Origin of the sequence: Acinetobacter rongchengensis (assembly GCF_003611475.1) — a bacterium.
Lineage (GTDB): Bacteria > Pseudomonadota > Gammaproteobacteria > Pseudomonadales > Moraxellaceae > Acinetobacter > Acinetobacter rongchengensis.
Window position 1 is genome coordinate 1 of the sequence record NZ_RAXT01000054.1, and the last position, 19838, is coordinate 19838.

The 19838-nt window shown below is 40.5% G+C and carries 20 protein-coding genes; 8 read left to right on the top strand and 12 right to left on the bottom strand.

Annotation, left to right across the window (positions count from 1 at the left end; genetic code table 11):
- The first annotated feature begins 496 nt into the window (after positions 1–496).
- Positions 497–1423 (top strand): tRNA dihydrouridine synthase, encoded by a 927-nt coding sequence (locus D7V20_RS16020; RefSeq protein ID WP_213072517.1) that lies wholly within the window; start codon positions 497–499, stop codon positions 1421–1423.
- 8 nt (positions 1424–1431) lie between these two features.
- On the opposite strand, the gene D7V20_RS16025 is transcribed toward D7V20_RS16020, so the two are convergent.
- From D7V20_RS16025 to D7V20_RS16040, 4 genes are all read right to left on the bottom strand, one after another.
- Positions 1432–1797, bottom strand: coding sequence for an SseB family protein (locus D7V20_RS16025; protein WP_120385090.1), 366 nt, complete (start codon positions 1795–1797; stop codon positions 1432–1434).
- Positions 1798–1991: 194 nt separating this feature from the next.
- Positions 1992–2654 carry an HAD family hydrolase gene (locus D7V20_RS16030; RefSeq protein ID WP_120385091.1) on the bottom strand — a complete coding sequence of 221 codons (663 nt, stop codon included), beginning with the start codon at positions 2652–2654 and terminating at the stop codon, positions 1992–1994.
- Between the two features lie 22 nt (positions 2655–2676).
- Positions 2677–3105 (bottom strand): GNAT family N-acetyltransferase, encoded by a 429-nt coding sequence (locus D7V20_RS16035; RefSeq protein WP_120385109.1) that lies wholly within the window; start codon positions 3103–3105, stop codon positions 2677–2679.
- Between the two features lie 11 nt (positions 3106–3116).
- Positions 3117–4352 (bottom strand): class I SAM-dependent methyltransferase, encoded by a 1236-nt coding sequence (locus tag D7V20_RS16040; RefSeq protein WP_120385092.1) that lies wholly within the window; start codon positions 4350–4352, stop codon positions 3117–3119.
- A 100-nt stretch (positions 4353–4452) separates the two neighbouring features.
- On the opposite strand from D7V20_RS16040, the gene trhA reads away from it, so the two are divergent.
- Together trhA and D7V20_RS16050 are read left to right on the top strand one after the other, a co-directional pair.
- Positions 4453–5097, top strand: coding sequence for a PAQR family membrane homeostasis protein TrhA (gene trhA, locus D7V20_RS16045; protein WP_120385093.1), 645 nt, complete (start codon positions 4453–4455; stop codon positions 5095–5097).
- A 137-nt stretch (positions 5098–5234) separates the two neighbouring features.
- Positions 5235–6545: an MFS transporter gene (locus D7V20_RS16050; RefSeq protein WP_120385094.1), complete on the top strand. Its 1311-nt coding sequence runs from the start codon at positions 5235–5237 to the stop codon at positions 6543–6545.
- A 76-nt stretch (positions 6546–6621) separates the two neighbouring features.
- Here the strand turns inward: D7V20_RS16050 and D7V20_RS16055 are convergent, their stop codons facing one another.
- From D7V20_RS16055 to D7V20_RS16090, 8 genes are all read right to left on the bottom strand, one after another.
- On the bottom strand, positions 6622–7287 hold the full coding sequence (locus D7V20_RS16055; protein ID WP_120385095.1) for an RluA family pseudouridine synthase: 666 nt from the start codon (positions 7285–7287) through the stop codon (positions 6622–6624).
- A 416-nt stretch (positions 7288–7703) separates the two neighbouring features.
- The gene (locus D7V20_RS16060) at positions 7704–9647 is read right to left on the bottom strand and encodes an acetyl/propionyl/methylcrotonyl-CoA carboxylase subunit alpha (RefSeq protein WP_120385096.1); all 1944 of its coding nucleotides are present in this window, start codon (positions 9645–9647) and stop codon (positions 7704–7706) included.
- A 74-nt stretch (positions 9648–9721) separates the two neighbouring features.
- Positions 9722–10540 carry an enoyl-CoA hydratase/isomerase family protein gene (locus D7V20_RS16065; RefSeq protein WP_120385097.1) on the bottom strand — a complete coding sequence of 273 codons (819 nt, stop codon included), beginning with the start codon at positions 10538–10540 and terminating at the stop codon, positions 9722–9724.
- Positions 10541–10592: 52 nt separating this feature from the next.
- Positions 10593–11753 (bottom strand): acyl-CoA dehydrogenase family protein, encoded by a 1161-nt coding sequence (locus D7V20_RS16070; RefSeq protein ID WP_120385098.1) that lies wholly within the window; start codon positions 11751–11753, stop codon positions 10593–10595.
- 53 nt (positions 11754–11806) lie between these two features.
- The gene (locus D7V20_RS16075; RefSeq protein WP_120385099.1) at positions 11807–12157 is read right to left on the bottom strand and encodes a DUF3147 family protein; all 351 of its coding nucleotides are present in this window, start codon (positions 12155–12157) and stop codon (positions 11807–11809) included.
- A gap of 29 nt (positions 12158–12186) precedes the next feature.
- Complete coding sequence (locus D7V20_RS16080; RefSeq protein WP_120385100.1) at positions 12187–13800, bottom strand: acyl-CoA carboxylase subunit beta; 1614 nt, start codon at positions 13798–13800, stop codon at positions 12187–12189.
- The gene (locus D7V20_RS16085) at positions 13797–14708 is read right to left on the bottom strand and encodes an SDR family oxidoreductase (RefSeq protein ID WP_120385101.1); all 912 of its coding nucleotides are present in this window, start codon (positions 14706–14708) and stop codon (positions 13797–13799) included. The genes D7V20_RS16080 and D7V20_RS16085 overlap by 4 nt, the downstream gene beginning before the upstream one ends.
- Before the next feature lie 82 nt (positions 14709–14790).
- Positions 14791–16578: an acyclic terpene utilization AtuA family protein gene (locus D7V20_RS16090; protein ID WP_120385102.1), complete on the bottom strand. Its 1788-nt coding sequence runs from the start codon at positions 16576–16578 to the stop codon at positions 14791–14793.
- A 165-nt stretch (positions 16579–16743) separates the two neighbouring features.
- Here D7V20_RS16090 and D7V20_RS16095 point away from each other — a divergent pair, with 165 nt between their 5' ends.
- The 5 genes from D7V20_RS16095 (at position 16744) to D7V20_RS16115 (ending at position 19710) form a co-directional block, all read left to right on the top strand.
- Positions 16744–17343, top strand: coding sequence for a TetR/AcrR family transcriptional regulator (locus D7V20_RS16095; RefSeq protein ID WP_120385103.1), 600 nt, complete (start codon positions 16744–16746; stop codon positions 17341–17343).
- Entirely contained in the window at positions 17340–17828 is a 489-nt protein-coding gene (locus D7V20_RS16100) for a GNAT family N-acetyltransferase (protein ID WP_120385104.1), read from the top strand. Before D7V20_RS16095 ends, D7V20_RS16100 begins: the two co-directional genes overlap by 4 nt.
- Before the next feature lie 44 nt (positions 17829–17872).
- The gene (locus tag D7V20_RS16105) at positions 17873–18274 is read left to right on the top strand and encodes a hypothetical protein (protein ID WP_120385105.1); all 402 of its coding nucleotides are present in this window, start codon (positions 17873–17875) and stop codon (positions 18272–18274) included.
- A 65-nt stretch (positions 18275–18339) separates the two neighbouring features.
- A complete protein-coding gene (locus tag D7V20_RS16110; RefSeq protein ID WP_120385106.1) occupies positions 18340–18957 on the top strand; it encodes a DUF6915 family protein in 618 nt (205 codons plus the stop codon).
- A 15-nt stretch (positions 18958–18972) separates the two neighbouring features.
- Positions 18973–19710 (top strand): hypothetical protein, encoded by a 738-nt coding sequence (locus D7V20_RS16115; protein WP_120385107.1) that lies wholly within the window; start codon positions 18973–18975, stop codon positions 19708–19710.
- Positions 19711–19838: the final 128 nt, after the last annotated feature.

Below are 19838 nucleotides of genomic sequence, written 5' to 3' on the forward strand. Positions count from 1 at the left end.
AAAAATTTAATTTTTTAAATCAAATATTTAATTAACTCAAAACCCGCCATTCATCTTCAAAAAAGCCGAGCTGAAACACTTCGGCTTTTTTTGAACGGTTTTGATATGTTTTGCCAATAATTTTGATCAACAAACAATCAAAATATCATTTTTCTCTGATTTCTCAACTGTCTCACTGCTTAAATAATCCACAATTCTTGCGGACAACTCTTGGGATAAAAATTATTCAGTTTTGTACGCCATAACGTATACCCATTTAGGGCATTGGTGAATAGTCAACTTATCATGGACTCATAGCGAACAGGATATTCCAGATAAAAATAACAAATGACAGCAATGGATAATGCAACGATCCGACAGAAGTCAGATCACAAGCTTCAAATACGAAAAAGCCCAACAGGATGTTGGACTTTTTTATTGCCTAGAATCAGCCTAGACATTCCAATCAAAAAAAAGTATAACGCTCCTGTCTAAATTCATAGATTAGGTAATGACCTTGAAACTCATCCTTGCGCCCATGGAAGGCTTAACTGATCCAATCATGCGTGATGTACTCACGTCTGTAGGAAGCTTTGACTGGTGTGTGACTGAGTTTATTCGAGTGACCGATTCAGTCTTACCTGACCATATCTATCATAGCTATTGTCCTGAATTAAAAACCAATGGCAAAACTGCAGCGGGTACACCAGTACATGTCCAGTTTTTAGGTAATAACCCAAACATGCTCGCTGCCAATGCTGTACGAGCTGCCGAACTTGGTGCTCCTGCAATTGATATGAATTTTGGCTGTCCTGCAAAAACAGTTAACCGTCACCGTGGTGGTTCTGTTCTTTTAGATGAACCAGAAGTAGTTTATGAATTGGTTAAGGCTGTTCGTGATGCAGTGCCTACGCATATTCCTGTTTCAGCCAAAATGCGCTTAGGCTATATGGACCGAAACTTTACCATGGAAAATGCACTCGCGATTGAAGAAGCAGGCGCAGCTTGGGTGACCGTGCATGCACGTACCAAAGCAGATGGTTATACGCCTCCAGCATTTTGGGATACCCTACAACCGATTCGTGAAAAGTTGAAAATCAATGTAATTGCCAATGGCGAAATTTGGACCAATGCAGATGCAAAACAATGCCAATTAGAATCGGGGTGTGACGATTTGATGATTGGTCGTGGCGCAGTCACGACACCCGATTTAACCCAATGTATTCGACAAAATACCGACCAACCACTGATCACTTGGAATGAGTTATTAGGCTTACAAATCCGTTTCCTCAACGGGACTTATAAAAAAGAAATGAATATGGTCGGACGTTATAAGCAATGGCTAGGCATGATGTCAAAACATTATCCTGAAGCTAAAGCTTTATGGGATGAAATTAAACGCCTTAAAAAAGTCGATGAAGTCCTTGAAAAATTAAAAGCATAAAATCATCTTTAATTCGATTCCTCTGAAGCTATTTCAAGAATCGCTTTAATTTCATCAGGTTGGAACTCTTTAGATAGTGGAGATGTTGGATTGAGTACCAATGTCGCCCCTTGAGTCATTTCAAAGAACTGTCTCGCATTGATTATGAGATATTCCACATCTTCCCCAATATCACGTTGAATAATGTCTAACGATAAAAAGAAAGGAATTGCTTGCTCACCTTCTGGTGTTTCTAAAACACGAAATTCAACTTTTTGACTGTGATTTTGTGTCGCTAAACAGTAAATATCAGAGATTAACAGTTGTTCTATGAAATCAGGGATCAAGGTGTAGTCTTCTTGGGTTTGAGTGAAGAGTTGTTGTAGATCTAACATATTATTTTCTTCTGTTCATTTTAAAAATAAATTTGTACAGCAAGATTATATCTTTAGATATATGCCACTTAAACAGATATTTTAATTTAAATAATAATTGTTATTAGCGATGCATATCAATGATCGCAATTAAACACCGTGTTTTAAAAAATGAATTTACGAATTCAAATTTTAAAATATTATTATTCAAAATCTTACCTTTTAATTATAGCTAAAATAGCTTCAAAGTTCTGCACTCGATGGTCAGCCTGAGTAAAAGGTATTTTCTGTTCAGGATCAAAAAGTATGCTGCGCATACCAACTTGCTTCGCACCCTGAATATCTGCAATTTCATTGTCCCCAATCATCACACATTGCTCAGGTTGTACATTCATTTGCTGACATGCTAACCGAAAAATTTCAGCTTGAGGTTTACGTAGCCCAACAGCTTCCGAAACAATCACACTCGAAAAATATGGGTTTAACCCGAAAGCTTGGAAATTATTTTCCTGAAATGGTGTTTTACCATTCGAGATCAATCCCAATGAAAAGCCAGCTTCAAATAAGCTCTGAATAACACTATCGACACCCGCAAAAGCAACACAAAATTGATTAAAATCTTGAATATAACTGTTTAATAATTGCTGTTCGCTAAACTTCGAAATTTTAAATTTTTGAATAAGTTTGCGATAAACTACATCTTTCCACACTGCCCCATTGGCATCGAGCTCAATAAAACGCTCAATAAACGATTGTCTTTCTGAATTTGCGACCAATGGCAGAGCATTCACCTGCCAACTTAGAAAACGTTTTAGGGATGTGGTTCGATCCAAAAGTGTTTGATCAAGATCAAATAACACAGCTTGAATTGGTTGCATCGCACTTCCCTTTCAGTTTTATTTAGCGATTCAATGACATGCTCATATCTATATGTGGAATTCCGCAATCTAGATATTGATCACCTTCAACCGTAAAGCCTAAATTTTCGTAAAAACCAGTTGCATAAACTTGTGCAGATAATTTTAAAAATTCACGTTTTTGTTCAGCAGCCACTTGAATAATGTGTTGCATCAATAACTGACCAATACTTTTACCTCGATATTGCTTAAGTACAGCAACACGACCAATACTGTGGTTTTCCAATAATCGGGCAGTCGCAATCGCTTGATTTTGATCATAAACCACAAAGTGTAGAGAAATTGGATCTTGATCATCCCATTCGTCATCTTCAGAAATATTTTGTTCTTGAACAAAAACACTCCGACGGATGAATTGTGCATCGTGTTGTAATTCGTTCCAATCCCCTGATTGAATTTGAAAATCTGCCATTTGCTTTTCCATTAACATTTACAGCCAATATCTTGTTGATCCCATTGATCATTTAACAATAACTCTAAAGACTGCTTTTGAATACCATACATCTCTTTTAGCGCTTGAATTTGATCCAAAACAGCCTGATCTGGGCGATCAAAATCTTTACGTTTTGTTGCCAAAATCATTTTATTTTTACTTGTATGTTCTAAAGCGACAAACTCAAATACCTTGGTTTCATAACCATAGGCTTTTAACAATAAAGCACGAATGGTATCTGTGAGCATTTCCGCTTGTTGCCCTGCATGAATACCAAATTGCAACATCGGTTGTAACACTTTAGGACTTTGCATTTGTGGACGTAACTCTTTATGGCAACACGGCGCACACATGATCATCTGCGCATTTAGGCGAATCCCCGTATGAATCGCAAAATCTGTTGCCACATCACAAGCATGTAATGCAATCATGACATCTAAATGATCAGGATGGTAAGTTCTGACGTCACCTTGGAAAAAATCCAATTGCGTAAACTCAGAACGTGCAGCCACATCTTGGCAAAACTTCACCATATTTTCATTAAGTTCGACCCCAGTCACATCAGGTATTTGCAAATGCTTTGCTAAATAATCATACAACGCAAAAGTGAGATAGCCTTTACCTGAGCCAAAATCAACCACTTTTAAAGCATGACTTTTATCTTTATCTTGTTGCTGAATATGCGTTAAAGCACCTGAAAATATTTCAATAAATTTATTAATTTGTTTCCACTTGCGTGCCATGCTTGGAATTATCTTTGCATTTGCATCGCTAATACCAAGTGCTTGTAAAAAATAGCTTTCTTGATCGACAAAACGATGCTTTGCTCGATCATGTCCCTGTTGCTCATTTTTCTGAGTTCTGACATTCGGTTTAGTTTTACTGACCGTCAACATGGCTTTCTTTTTATTTTTCTTGAGTTGAATTTCTGCTTCATCAGTAAATAAATTGGCTTGTTTACAGTGTAAAGTGAGTTCCTGAATGATTGATAATGCATCATTTAATGGATAATTCTTTGTCACATCATTGGTTTGATAATGATATAAACAGCTCAGAACCGTCTCATTTTGTAATTGAATGACTCTAAAGGTCAGTTTCTCTAAAGCGGCTAATTCACCCTTGTACTGACTTAAAATCAGACGATCAAAGTTTTGATGATCAATAGCTTGCTGTACACTATCGAAAAATTGTTGTTCCTGCTCAGATAGGGAAACGACTGCTGACATAATCAAAACTCATATTCATTAACACGGTTATTTTAAAACGTCTTACTTTAAAGGTAAAACTGCATTACTATACAAGTGTACTTTTAATAAGTTGAAGCCAATGTCAACCGATCAATTGATTCATATTTATGCACCATTAGAAGAACGGATTAATGCATTAAGCCATGCGTTTGGTGCTATTTTGGCTGCAATTGCAACAATTTTCATGTTGATCAAAGGCAGTCATCTCAATGACTGGCAATTCTTTGGACTCGTCGTTTACGGTCTCAGCATGATTTTATTGTTTGCAAGTTCTGCAATTTATCACTTCTCTGTAGATGAGAAAAAACGCCAATGGTATAAAAAACTCGATCATACCGCTATTTACTATCTCATCGCTGGCACTTATACCCCATTTTTAGCGATTGCAATTCCAACGGCAAAAGCACACTACTTACTTATAGCCCTGTGGATCATTGCCGCAATTGGAACACTATTCAAGTTAATATTCATTCATCGTTTTGAAAAAATATCGCTCATTGCATATTTGGTTATGGGATGGCTTGCTGTCCTTGTGATGGATGATATGCAACGTTTTCTGAAGCCTGAAGCATTAAAATTACTCATCATCGGCGGTTTAGCTTATACAATTGGTGCATTGTTTTATGCCCTAAAAAGAGTAAGATATGCTCATGCAATTTGGCATGTTTTTGTTTTGATAGGGGCAGGATCACATTTCCTTGCAATTTATCTTTACGTCATTTAATCCATAGATACTCGAATTTCAGTAACCCTGAATGAGTGAATTTGGATTGATCTCGTTGTTTTTTTAAGAAATTACGCCTTTTTTAAAAAGATTACGCTTTAGAGATTCGTTTTACTTTTAAAAGTGTAAGGTACATCATGGCGTCATTATCTACAGCTACATCTGAAGTTCAGGCAAACTCTAAGACTCGCGTTCTGTTTGCGAGCCTTGTCGGAACAACAATCGAATTTTTTGATTTTTATATCTACGCAACAGCTGCCGTACTTATTTTTCCGCATTTGTTCTTCCCTGCTAGTACAGATCCAACCACAGCGATTATCCAATCTTTAGCGACATTTGCGATTGCATTTATTGCCCGTCCAATTGGTGCGGCAGTCTTTGGTCATTTGGGGGATCGCATCGGACGTAAAGCAACACTTGTTGCCGCTTTACTCACGATGGGGATTTCAACGGTGTGTATTGGCTTACTTCCAACCTATGCACAAATTGGAATCGCAGCGCCATTACTACTTGCACTTTGCCGTTTAGGACAAGGTTTAGGTCTCGGTGGTGAATGGTCTGGTGCAGTATTACTTGCGACAGAAAACGCACCTGAAGGTAAGCGTGCTTGGTATGGTATGTTCCCTCAATTGGGTGCGCCAATCGGCTTTATTTTAGCAACAGGTTCATTTTTAACACTTGGTGCATTTATGTCTGAACAAGACTTTATGCAATGGGGTTGGCGTATTCCATTCCTAGCAAGTGCGGCATTGGTGATTGTAGGTTTATGGATTCGATTAAAGCTCCATGAAACACCAGCATTCCAAAAAGTTTTAAATAAACAAAAAGAAGTGAATGTTCCCTTTAAAGAAGTGGTGACAAAACACTATAAAATGTTGTTTTTAGGCACAATCGCAGCGGTATGTACATTTGTGGTGTTCTATCTGACCACCGTATTTGCGCTCAATTGGGGGACCACAAAACTCGGGTATAGCCGTGCAGAATTCCTTGAAATGCAGCTTGTTGCGACTTTCTGCTTTGCAGCATTTATCCCACTTTCCGCGATATTGGCTGAGAAATTTGGACGTAAAGCGACCTCTATTGGTGTTTGTGTTGCATCTGCGTTGTTCGGTCTAGTTTTTGCAAATATGCTTGAATCAGGCAGTACAATCATTGTCTTCTTATTCTTGTGTTTAGGTTTGGGCTTAATGGGTATGACCTATGGGCCAATTGGTACAGTTTTGTCTGAAATATTCCCAACATCTGTACGCTATACAGGTTCAGCATTAACCTTTAATTTAGCAGGCATTTTAGGTGCATCATTTGCACCATTGATTGCAACTAAACTTGCAACAGCTTATGGCCTACAAGCCGTTGGATACTACCTAACAGCTGCATCTATTCTTTCACTGCTTGCTTTCTTGGCTATACGTGAAACAAAAAATATTGATGTAAATAACCAAGTTTAATCATCTATCCCACCCTACAGTAGATGATCAAAAGCCTGCAAGATTGCAGGCTTTTTTATGCGCTAAATCTTAAAATCTAAAACTCAGGCTCACTGAAAATTTCAATCAACTGATGACTAAAAGGTTGCATAAAAGACAAATAACTCGCATGCAAAGCCATTCGTGTTAAATCAGTTTTAAACGGTTCAGGATGGTAAAGCTTGTCTCGGAGAATAGGATGCCCAATATATTGCATGTGTACCCGAAGTTGATGTGACCGCCCTGTAATCGGTGTCAACAATACCCGACTTGTATCTTTTATTGCATCATAACTTAAGCATTCAAATAGCGTTTGGGCTGGCTTACCCAAATCAAAATGTACAATCTGCCGTGGGCGATTTTCCCAATCCGTAATTAATGGAACATCGACTTGACCATTGATCGCAATCTGACCTTGTACCAAAGCAATATAATTTTTCTTAATGGTACGTGCCTGAAACATTTTACTCGCAGCGACTTCAGCTTCACGATGTTTTGCGAATAATAAAATACCTGAGGTTGCCATATCCAAACGATGGGTAATCTTGGCATGGGGATACAGTGCCAATACCCGAAAATAAGCACTGTCATGGTGTTCAGCTAAACGCCCCGGAACTGAAAGCAAACCCGCAGGTTTATTGATGGCAATAAAATCATCATCTTCAAAAATAATATCTAAAGGTTCTAAAGGTGGCTGATATACAAAACCATCATCTATCGGCATGTGAGTTGTGCTATGAGAACAATTGCCGAAAAATAACAACTGACTGAAATGCTGTCAAGGAAACAACGAGCAGATTATTTTGATAAGGACATAAATTAGATAAACTTCGAGTATTAGTCAAAACGAACATTCAATACCACACTACAGATTGACCATCATTGCAATCTATTCACTTTTTTCTATGATTGGGCTATAGATGGTGTTTCCATCATGAAATGACATGGATGTCTTCGTTGCGTGGAGGCACAAAAAGTACGCCCCACCCAACAAAAAAATTGTGTCACTTTCATCTCTGAAACGTGAGACATCGGCTACGTAAACCTATTTCAATTTTAAATGCAAAGCGTGCTTATGCATGCTATACGCTATAAAAAGCCACTTCCATAAAATGATAATTGACATTAACTCAATAGCACTCAAACCTGAATATTCATGACCAATTGATGCTTTTTCACCTGCTGACCCACCTGCCCAACAATTTCATCAACCACACCCTCTACATCCGACTTAATTTGTTGTTGAATCTTCATTGCTTCTAAAATCAGCAACGTTTGCCCCTTCGTCACTGTATCACCTGCATTGACCAGAATATTGATAATCGCACCATCCATTGGCGCACGGATCTTACCATCCCCCACGAGTTCACTCGCAACTGGCGGTGCATAGGTCACATCTTCAATGACGACATTGCCATGACCGCAATCCAGATAGAGTTCACGATCATTTAAAATATAATTGATCTTACGGCGAACACCCTCGACACAATAGGTAAAGTGTTGTGTATCGACATCAACAATCGTCAAATGACAGGTTTGACCTTCATACTCAACATGCACGTTTGCGGCGTCACGATTGATCTTTACGGTCATGATTTGATCGTCATATTTCAGTTTGACCGGTAATGCTGTAGTTACACCAGTATGCCAATAACGGTTATTTTGCTCAGAATGCCCAAGTAACGTCGCAGCGATAGCCAACTGTTCAATCGCAAGTTTTTGTGTATGCAAACTCACATCATCTGAAAAATGTTCTGCAATAAATGCCGTATTGGTATCCCCTGCAATCGCGACAGGATGACGTAAAACATGAACCAAGAACTGTTTATTACTATTCACCCCCAACAGTACACAATCCTCCACCGCACGAGCAAGTAAACGAATGGCATCCTGACGAGTCTTGCCGTAGGCAATCACTTTAGCCACCATTGGGTCATAAAACGGACTAATTTCACCGTGTTCTAACATCCCATGATCGATACGCACCTGTGGTAATGTCGCAGGCTGCCAACGCAATACTTTACCTGTTTGTGGCAAAAAGTCCTGTCTTGGGTCTTCAGCATATAAACGAACTTCTATCGCATGTCCGTTAAAACTCAGTTCATGCTGCTGCAATGGTAATGATTCACCATTCGCTACTCGTAATTGCCATTCAACCAAATCCAAACCTGTAATCATTTCGGTCACAGGATGTTCGACCTGTAAACGGGTATTCATTTCCAGAAAATAAAACGCCCCCGATTGATCCAGCAAGAATTCAACCGTTCCTGCCCCCACATAATCACATGCTTGTGCCGCTGCAACAGCCGCCTCTCCCATTTTTTGGCGTAATGTCGGCGTCATCACTGGACAAGGTGCTTCCTCAACCACCTTTTGGTGACGGCGCTGAATCGAACAATCTCGCTCAAATAAATACACATAATTGCCATGTGTATCCCCAAAAACTTGGATTTCAACATGTCGTGGCGCAATGACCGCTTTTTCTAAAATCAGCTCACCAGAACCAAATGCATTTTCTGCTTCAGAACGTGCCGTTTTTAACGCTTCAAGTACTTCCGTTGCCTGATGTACTAGACGCATCCCACGTCCACCGCCCCCCGCTGAAGCCTTAACCATCAATGGAAAGCCAATCTTTTCGGCTTGTTCTGCAAGAAACGGGATATCTTGCTGGTCACCTTCATACCCAGGCACACATGGAACGCCCGCCTGAATCATGGCAATTTTGGACAGGCGTTTACTGCCCATCAGTTCAATGGCGGGTGCAGTTGGTCCAATAAAGGTAATCGCATGATCCAAACACGCTTGTGCAAAATCGGTATTTTCAGATAAAAAACCGTAACCGGGATGCACGGCATCCGCACCTGATTTAAGGCAAGCATCAATGATTTTAGGAATGGATAAATAGGATTCTGCAACTTTGGATGCCCCAATATACACGGCCTCATCCGCAACCTGAACATGACGTGCATTGGCATCGGCATCAGAGTACACGGCTACGGTTTGATAGCCCATTGCCTTGGCGGTCTGCATCACACGTACCGCAATTTCACCACGGTTTGCCACTAAAACTTTTGAAAATTTCATTCTTTAATCCCTCAAAACACCACATCTCAGCTTGCGTTGTACAAATGCGATGCACAAAGTCAGCCTTTGCTGTTTCACTGCTCAGTCCAATTTGGCAAACGTTTTTGAATAAAGGCCATCGTCCCCTCTTGTCCTTCTGCTCCACCCACTGCTTGAGCAAATTGCTGTGCTGCATCATCGAGTAACGATTCTAATGGTTCGTTCAATGTACGGTGTAACAGTGCCTTGGTGGCACGAGATGCAAGGGGTGCAGCTCGTTTAATGTGTTCAATGGTTGCCTGAAGTGTTTGTTCCAGCTCGGCAGCATCATTCACCACCTCATGCACCACGCCGACCTGTAATGCCTCTCGACCATTAAAACGTACACCCAGAAGCGCCAAACGGCGAGCCTGCGTCAAACCAATACGTTTCACCACAAAGGGAGCAATTTGTGCAGGCAATACACCTAATCCTGTTTCAGGCAAGCCAAACTGTGCATTATCTCGGCAAATCGCAACATCAGAGACACATGCCAATCCAAAACCACCACCAAGTACCGCACCTTCTAAAACGGCAACAACCGTTTGCGGTGCCTGATCGACTTGTTCAATCATTGCGCCAAAGCGACGATTAAAATCAACATAAGGCTGCAAGCTACCGACGCTTGTCGCTTCAACACGTAATGCAGCCATATCTTTAATATCACCGCCTGCACAAAAATGTCCGCCTTGACCACGTAGAATCACAGTACGAATAGAGGTATCGTCTGCAAGATCTGCAAAAACCTGCTGAATCGCATTGACCATTTTTAGGCTCATGGCATTACGACTTTCGGGGCGATTTAACCATAACGTTAAAATACTGCCGTGTCGTTCAAGCTGAATACTGTCATCCACGTGTAAATTCTCTAGCATCTTTATTGTCCCTAATTCATGTCTTTCAACGATCGTGCTTGATCGATCACCCTCAGTTTTTCTGCTTCTTCGGCAAAATATCCATGAGCTTGCAAATAATTCCGAGCATAATTTCATCCGCACCGCCCCCAATCGAACCAAGACGACCATCACGGTAGAGTTGTGATGCAGGGTTATCCCACATAAAACCATTTCCACCCCAATACTGTAGGCAACTATCCGCCACTTCACGGGTCAAGCGACCTGCTTTTAATTTCGCCATGGATGCAATTTTTGCTACATTTTCACCTGCGATATGTTGTTCGCACGCTTGATAGGTCAATGCACGTAAAGCTTCCACTTCTGTCATGAGTTCAGCAAAACGGAAATGGACATATTGATTATTAATCAAAGGTTGTCCAAATGTGGTACGTTCTTTTGCATATTCAATTGTTTGCTCAATACAGCGCTGCAAACCACCAATTGCATTGGCACATGCCCACATACGTTCTTCCTGAAATTGCATCATTTGCATCATAAACCCCATGCCTTCTGCGCCGACTAAATAACGCTGTGGTACACGGACATTATCAAAATACACTTGAGCCGTTGTGGTTGAGCGCATGCCCAATTTATTTAAGGGTTCTGAAAAACTAATGCCTTTGCTATTGGCTGGAACAATAATCATGGATTTATTGACATGCGGTTTATCATCAGAGGTATTCGCCAATAAACAGAAAAAATCTGCTTGTAAGGAATTGGTGATCCACATCTTACTGCCATTGATAATGTAATCATCTCCCTCTTTTTTGGCTGTGGTTTTGATTGCAGCCACATCAGAACCCGCATGAACTTCTGAAACTGCAATCGACGCCACATATTCACCACGAATTGCAGGGCTAAGAAATTCATCACGCAATTCTTGAGACCCGAAACGTGCCAATGCAGGCGTTGCCATATCCGTTTGCACACCAATTGCCAAAGGTACACCACCACAGGCAGCACGTCCCAATTCCTCAGCAACCACAAGGTTGTAGGAGTAATCCAAGCCCAAACCACCATTTTCTTCGGGCTTGCAAATCCCCAACAACCCCAAATCTCCCATTTTTTTAAACACTTCATGAATTGGAAACCGTCCAGCCTCTTCCCATGCAGGAATAAATGGATTCAATTCATGTTCAACAAATTGGCGTGTGGTGCGACGTAAAGCATCATGCTCTGCGGTAAATTTCATTTCAATCATCCTTCAATTTTTTAAATCCAAATCGTTCAATCCAATCTGCTGAACTACAGTAATTCGATACCCCAATAACGCAGCACATACACCCACAGTGCAAAACACGACAATGTCAGCAAGACACTTGCAATGATTGCCATGACAAATCCAAATTTTGACAATAGCCACGGAAATACCAAGAACATGGGTAAGGTGGGAATCACATACCAAAAGGTGTAATACGCATGATTGGCAATTTTTTCATTGGGCTGTTTTTCAAAATACAACCAAAATAAAACCAATAACGTCATCAAGGGTAAGGATGCGACCAATGCACCCACTTTATCGCTACGTTTTGCCAATTCTGATACCACAACCACAATTGCTGCCGTGGTGAGATACTTCATTACAATAAATAACACTGCCTTACCCTCTCACGTGTCAGAAAAATCTAAAAACGTGATACGCCAAATCGTATCGGAGTTAACTCACGATGCTGTCCTTCATAAATTGTGTGTAAAAGGAAAATCAAAACCTTGCGGGTATCACGTGGGTCAATAATGCCATCATCATGCAACATTGCCGTATTAAATAAGGCTGTCGATTGTTGCTCAAGTTTTGCTGAGGTGCTTTGCTCAAGAAAATCCAGCATTTGCGGATTGGGTTCCATCCCTGATGTTTTTTGTTTGGCTTCTGCCACAATACGCAAAACTTTACCTGCTTGTGCCGCCCCCATCACCGCCACGTGTGAATTTGGCCATGCAAAAATAAATTGTGGTGATAATGGACGACCGCACATGGCATAATTCCCCGCACCATAGGAACCCGCAACCACAATCGAAATTTTTGGCACCGTGGTATTTGCCACAGCTTGAATTAATTTTGCGCCGTGTTTAATAATGCCGTTTTGTTCTGCATCTGTACCGACCATAAACCCTGTCGTGTTGTGTAAGAATAATAATGGACGCTGTGTCTGCTCACAGAGGTGGATAAACTGCGCTGCCTTGGTCGCACCTTGTGGCGTAATTGGACCATTATTGGTAATAATCCCAATATGCACGCCACCCATTTTTGCCCAGCCACATATCGTCAAAGCATCATATTCCTGTTTAAATTCCAGAAAATCAGAATCATCCACAAGACGTGCCACCACTTCTTTCATATCAAAAGGCTGTTTTGGGTCTTTCGGAATAATGCCTAAAAGTTCTTCTTCTGCATAACGTGGTGCTTTATACGCAAGATCAAGCGTGACAGTCTGTTCTTTCCAGTTCAGGTGTTCAAAAATCTCCCGAGCAATACGAATACCATCCGCATCATTCTCAGCCAAATATTCAGCGACGCCTGAAACTTGTGTATGCATTTCAGCACCACCTAATTCTTCAGCCGTTGCGACTTCACCCGTTGCCGCAAGTAACAGTGGAGGTCCAGCCAGCAGCATTTCCGTTTGTTTACGCACAGCAATGACATAATCGGACAAACCCGGTTGATACGCTCCGCCCGCTGTGGCATTGCCATGTACGACCGATAATTGTGGGATTCCTGCTGCCGATAACCGTGCCTGATTGGCAAAGGTCATCCCCCCATAGGTAAACACTTCAGCCGCGTAATTTAAGTTTGCACCGCCACTTTCAGTCAGCGTAATCACTGGGAGTTTCTGTTCAAGTGCGATTTTTTGCAAACGCAAGGTCTTCTGTACCCCCATCGGAGACATCGTACCGCCTTTGATAGCACTGTTACTGGCCGTCACTAAACAACGTACACCGCTGACAAAACCAATGCCTGCGATAATACCGCCGCCTGCATCTGAACCATCTTTGTCGTCATGCATGTTATAGCCAACCAGACCACACAGCTCAACAAATGGTGAATCTGCATCCAAAAGCAAACGGACACGCTCATGTGGTAAAATTTTGCCCTTCTTGTCAAATTTAGGTTTGGCCGCATATGACTTATCCAGACCCTTTTGCTGAACTGCACGAACCTCCTGAAGTTGATTTAACAATGCTTCACGATTTTGTTCGTATTGCTCACTACCCACTGCAATTTCAGACTGGAGAATAGTCATACATTTTCTCCTGAATGTTGATTATTCGTTTGATTGTTCAATTGTTGTTTGAGTACTTCTGGAATAAAAGCACGATGGAATCCATTAAACGACTCGCTATTCGTTGCATCAACCAATGGATACATCCGTGTGCCCTGTGACGCTGCACCATCAATACGTAATGTGACACCCGAAATAAATCCTGCTGCTTCTGAGAGTAAATAACAAATCGCTGAAGAGATTTCAGACTCGGTTCCCATACGTTTGAGCGGCACATTCCCTGCCAAACTTGGAATGATGAATTTTGCAAAATCACCACTATAATTATCCATACCCGATGAAATTACCCACCCCGGTGCAACACAATTGACTCGAACACCAGAACGTCCCCATTCCACCGCAGCCGTTTTGGTTAAATTATCCACCCCTGAACGTGCCGCACCTGAATGTCCCATACCTGGCATTCCTCCCCACATGTCAGCAGCCATATTGACAATACTGCCGCCATGTTTTGCCATCCATTGGTTATACGCCTCTTTCATTAAATAGAACGTTGAATGCAGGTTATTTCGTACTACAGCATCAAAACCATTGGCAGAAATTCCTTCTAAATTTGATGGAAATTGCCCGCCTGCATTGTTCACCAAACCATTCAGCTGACCAAATTTTTCAATCACCTCAGCGATCATTGCCTTGACTTGTTCTTCATCACGATTATCACAGACGATAAAATGCACTTTGCCACCATCTTCGATAATTTCCTGACTGACCTTTTCCAACTTCTCAAGTTTACGTCCTGTAATCACCACTTGCGCACCCAGTGAAGCCAGTTCATGAGCCGTACAGCGTCCAATACCCGAACCACCACCTGTGACGATCACCACTTTATTGGCAAATGCATCTGATTTAAAAATTGATTGATAACGCATGTTTTAATTTCTCCAAACCCTCTCTTTCAAAAGAGGCAAAACAATTCATTGCAACATCATGTGAATTGAGTAAAAATCCTTTTTATCCAAGGAGATGAGAAGGTATTTTCACAGGCATATCCAACAATTGCTGTGCAAATGCCTTACCTTGTGGATCAATACGCAAACTGGCAATTCCACCACCGCCCAATGCATTTTCCAGCATAAAATTGAGTGCATTCATCGCGGGTAATTCATAACGAATCACTTTGGACTGATCTGGGTCTAAAACGTGCTGCATATACTCTGCAACATTGGCTTCTGTGAGTGCCGCCCGAATCCATGGTAAATATTCTGCCTTACGTGCAATCACGCCAATATTGCTATGATTGCCTTTATCACCACTTCTGGCATGTGCAATATCGACCAAAGGGACTTCAACTTCATCGCCTTGATACATGGCCACTTCACCCACGGGATGATCCACAATATCTTGCGCAACTGAACCTGTTGGAATCTGCACTGGATAGCGTTGACCTGCAAAATCCACTTCGATCTTGAGTTGATCTTTATCAATAAGGAAAGAGAATAATTTGACGACTGCAGATGCTTTAGGACGCCCCCCAACAATTCCCGCCAATGCAGGTGCCATACCTGTTGATGCCTGAGCAATCTCTGAGGCAAAAAACATACAGGCTTCTTTAAATGGATGTTTGACCGCAATCTTGACGACGACTTCACGACTTTCTTTTATTCGGGTATGCGCACCATAAGTACTTTCTATACCCAAAATTTCAACGGACTTTTCACTAAAAGGTGGCACAGATCGTAACGCCAAGACACGTTCGCATTTTGTTAAGATCGCATCAGCAATCACCTGTGCCTTTTCTGAGGCTTCACGCCCTGCAATCAGAAAGCTCACCAAAACACGATAACCATCAGAATAAGTGGCGCTGACCTTGTATTGCTGTGTTGGTGCACGACCTGTTGCCCCTGTGACTTTGACACGATTTTCACCGACTTGCTCTAAATGTACCTGACTAAAATCTGCGGTCACATCAGGGAGTAAATAGGCTTGTGGATGACCAATTTCATAAACGATTTGTTCAGCAACAGTCGCTGTAGAAACCAATCCACCTGTGCCTTGTGGTTTAGTCACCACAAATGAACCATCCTCGCCGACTTCGACAATGGGGAAGCCCATGTTGTCAAACCCTTGCACCAAACGCCAATCGGTAAAATTTCCACCTGTACACTGTGCACCGCACTCAATCACGTGCCCAGCCAATGAACCCTGAGCCAATTTGTCATAATCATTTAATGACCATTGATACTCATGAAGTAATGGTGCAAGCACCACGGCTGAATCAACCACGCGACCTGTAATCACAATATCTGCCCCCAAATCCAATGCATCACGAATGGCAACAGCACCAAGATAGGCATTACTACTGGCAACCTGTGCAGGTAATGGACTTGCATTAAACATTTCTTTTAAGTCTTGTTTCACTAGTTCAGCATGTTGTGGCAAAAGGTTATCCCCCAATACCACCGCAACCTTGAGTGACAAACCTTTTTCATCAATCAACTTTTGCAATGCATCACGACATGCCAATGGATTAACACCACCTGCATTGCTTATCACTTTAATTTTTTTCTCAGCGATTTTGCCTATCAACGGTGACATCACACGACTGACGAAATCCAGTGCATAACCATGTGATGGCTCCACCATCATGGCTTTTGCCATAATTGACATGGTAATTTCAGAAAGATAATCAAAGACCAAATAATCAATTTGAGCCATATGCACCAATTGAAATGCCGCAGTATTGGTGTCTCCCCAAAAGCCTGAGGCACAGCCTATTTTGACAACACGCTGATCTTCCATGTTCACACCTATCTTATTTTCATTGTTTTGAATAAAATTTATACTTTAATCTACCAAGCAAGCGCTTGGTTTGTAAAGTGCAAAATGTTATGCTGAATTGGCAAATCTGTTAAATCTAATTTCAAACAAAAAATAAATGATGAATTTTACGGAAAACCAAATGCTATGATTGCTCATTCAATAGATGATATCCAAACCATTGCATGTTTTGATGACAGCCCTCGTGGGCGTTTATTATTAGGTGCGGCATACTTATTTCATAAACAAGGTTATGCCAAAACTACGGTACGCCAATTGGGTGAGTTTATCGGCATCCAATCAGGCAGCATTTTTCACCACTTCAAATCAAAAGATGAAATCCTTGCAACGGTTATGGAACAAACCATCATTTATAACCATGCTCGCCTACTTGATGCAATTCAAAAGTCTGATAATCCTGAACAACAGTTAAAACACTTAATTAAAGCTGAACTGGTTTCAATTAGTGGAGATACAGGTTCTGCTATGGCTGTTTTAGTCCATGAATGGTTTGCCTTATCTAAAGAAAAACAAGAGGATTTGTTAAAACTTCGTAATGATTATGAGAATATTTGGTTGGCTGTGATTCAGAAATTATGTAATGTTGGCAAAATTCAACATGATGCATTTATTTGGCGACGTTTATTGGGTGGTTCAATCTCGTGGACAGTGACATGGTATAAACCCAATGGCAAAGTCAGTGTCGATGAACTTACTGATATGATATGGGAAATGGCATTAAAATGAGTACAGTTTACTTACGAAAACCTCAAGATTCTGATCTTATCGAAGTTGAAAGCGCTTATAAAAATAGTGAATCTTTACATCAACCTTGGACTTATCCGCCGTCTAATTTTCAAAATTATTTACAGCAAGAAGGACGATATTTTCTTTGCCTTACAGCAACACATCAGATTATTGGAACGTTCAATATTTCTAATATTGTCAGAGGACATTTTCATTCCGCATATTTAGGTTATGAAGCTTTCCATCCTTATCAAGCACATGGTTATATGCGTTTGGGTCTAAATCTACTATTACATGAAGCATTTCATGTTCTAAATTTACATCGTCTTGAAGCGAATATTCAGCCTGAAAATCTTGCATCTATTCGCTTGGTTGCGGGAGCTGGTTTTGTTAAAGAAGGTTTTTCTAAACAATACTTAAATATCGGTAGTGAATGGAAAGACCATGAACGCTGGGCGATTATTAATGAGGATTGGGCAGGTTAATATTTCTTGAGTTTTATATTAAAATCATTATTAAGGGCTTATCAATGCATTATCAAATACGTTACCCAACTCAATTTGCTATACAAACCTTAGCAAAGCGATTTGATTTACCCAATACACCAACAATGCAAGATTGGGAATATATAGTTGCTGATTCAAATCGAATTAATGAATTCTTGAAAGCCTACATTGAAGAACCGTTAACTGAAGATGAAAAATTTGTCTTGATGGAAATATTGATACAATCTTTTGATGATTCAGATCGCAATTTAGCACAAGATATTGATTGGCAATGTTTACTCAAACTCTTAGAAAATAATATGGAACTTCATGCAACAACTATCTGCTACTGGGCATGTGGTAATACTGCTTATGATTTATGTTGGAGAGTAACACCTTATTTACGTCAAATCAGAATCCAAAACCATTTAAAAACTATAGAATAATTTACATATTTTTATTTCCAAATAGTTCTGCTAATCTCTTGTAATCCAAATAATTCTAAATAAATATGAACCCCGTACAACATGCACATCTTTCCGTCAAACGCCGAGGCGGTGAGCTTGAAGACTATATTGATATTCATGCCTTAATCGATAGCACCAAGATGCTCTGTACCGATAATCGTCATCGTATTCTGCATACTTTTTGGGGTGTGCAGGAAGTCATTATTCCCATCTTTGGACATCACTTTAACAATAGCGCAGGTCAAAGTATCGAGGTCAAAGACCTGTGTGAAAAGGATCATTTACTGGTTGATTTCCACCATCGCTTTATTCCCACATTAGGTGATTTTGTTGCAGCGATGCAAGATATACCGACGGATGGATTAGCCAAGCGCTTAGAAAAATTTCATCGTGATGTGATTGATGATCCCAAAATATCAGCAACCCTGCTTTCACCCTTAGCCGTGACAGGACAGTTAAAATCATTACTGATTACCCACAACAGTTGGTTTATCAATACTATTCTGCCCATGATGGGGAAAGGTGAAGCCAAATTTATTGATTTTGATATTCGTCCAGACTTCTTTTTCAATCCAATGCGTTTTGAGCTCTGGATGGACAATGGAATGGCTGTGCCACCGAGTGCAGCTAAATTACAAGACTTAAAAATTAAAATTGCTTAATCCAAGGGGAATCGTATGAGCAATATCCAGTATGTTATCCGTCAAAATGACTTTGCTTACAATGATGAATGGCACCTTACCAACCACGTTTCAACTGGTGCAATCAAGGAGATATACACAGACAAGGCCGAAGCTGAAAAAGCATACAAAGCATTGGTCGTTAAAGGCTTATATTACGATGAACTCTGCAATTATGATATTGGCAATGGTGAAGTAGATGATGAAATCTATGAAAAACTTGAGGCTTTTGTTTTAGAGAAAACAGGAAAAGCTTTTAATATTGATGATGGAGAAATTCCTCAACTGAATGAAGATGATGCTTTTGAATTTGCCAAAATCTCTGGGATTGTTTGGTATCAATTACTTGAAGTTGATGCAAGCCAACCCTGCTATGTGCTTTGGATTCACTCTGAAGAAAGCTATTTCACTGGCTACGAAACTGGTAGCATCATTTCGAGTCAGGATGAAAACTTTAGTGATGTTTCATGGGAATCGAATATTTATGCGATGGACTATGAATTCGAAGCATTGATGGACAAGCCACTTGCTGAAATAAGTGATAGTCCAATGTTATTGAAACAATTTATCGAGCAAACCGCAGACATTCGTTACGATGCTGAGAAAGATAGCATTGAAGGGATTGCCTTAGATAATATCAAGTTTATTGATATAAAAGCGCTAAACTCTTTTCTGAAACAACCCATCTTTGAGATTCGTCAAATCTCTCTGGAAGAGTTGGCTGAACTCGAATAAATAACAAAATGAAAAAGTGCGGTAGTTAACCGCACTTTTTATGAATATGAATTCGGTTTACCACATTTGATTTGAAATTTTATACAGCAAAAAAAAGCGCCCCAAAGGGACGCTTTTTTACACAATAC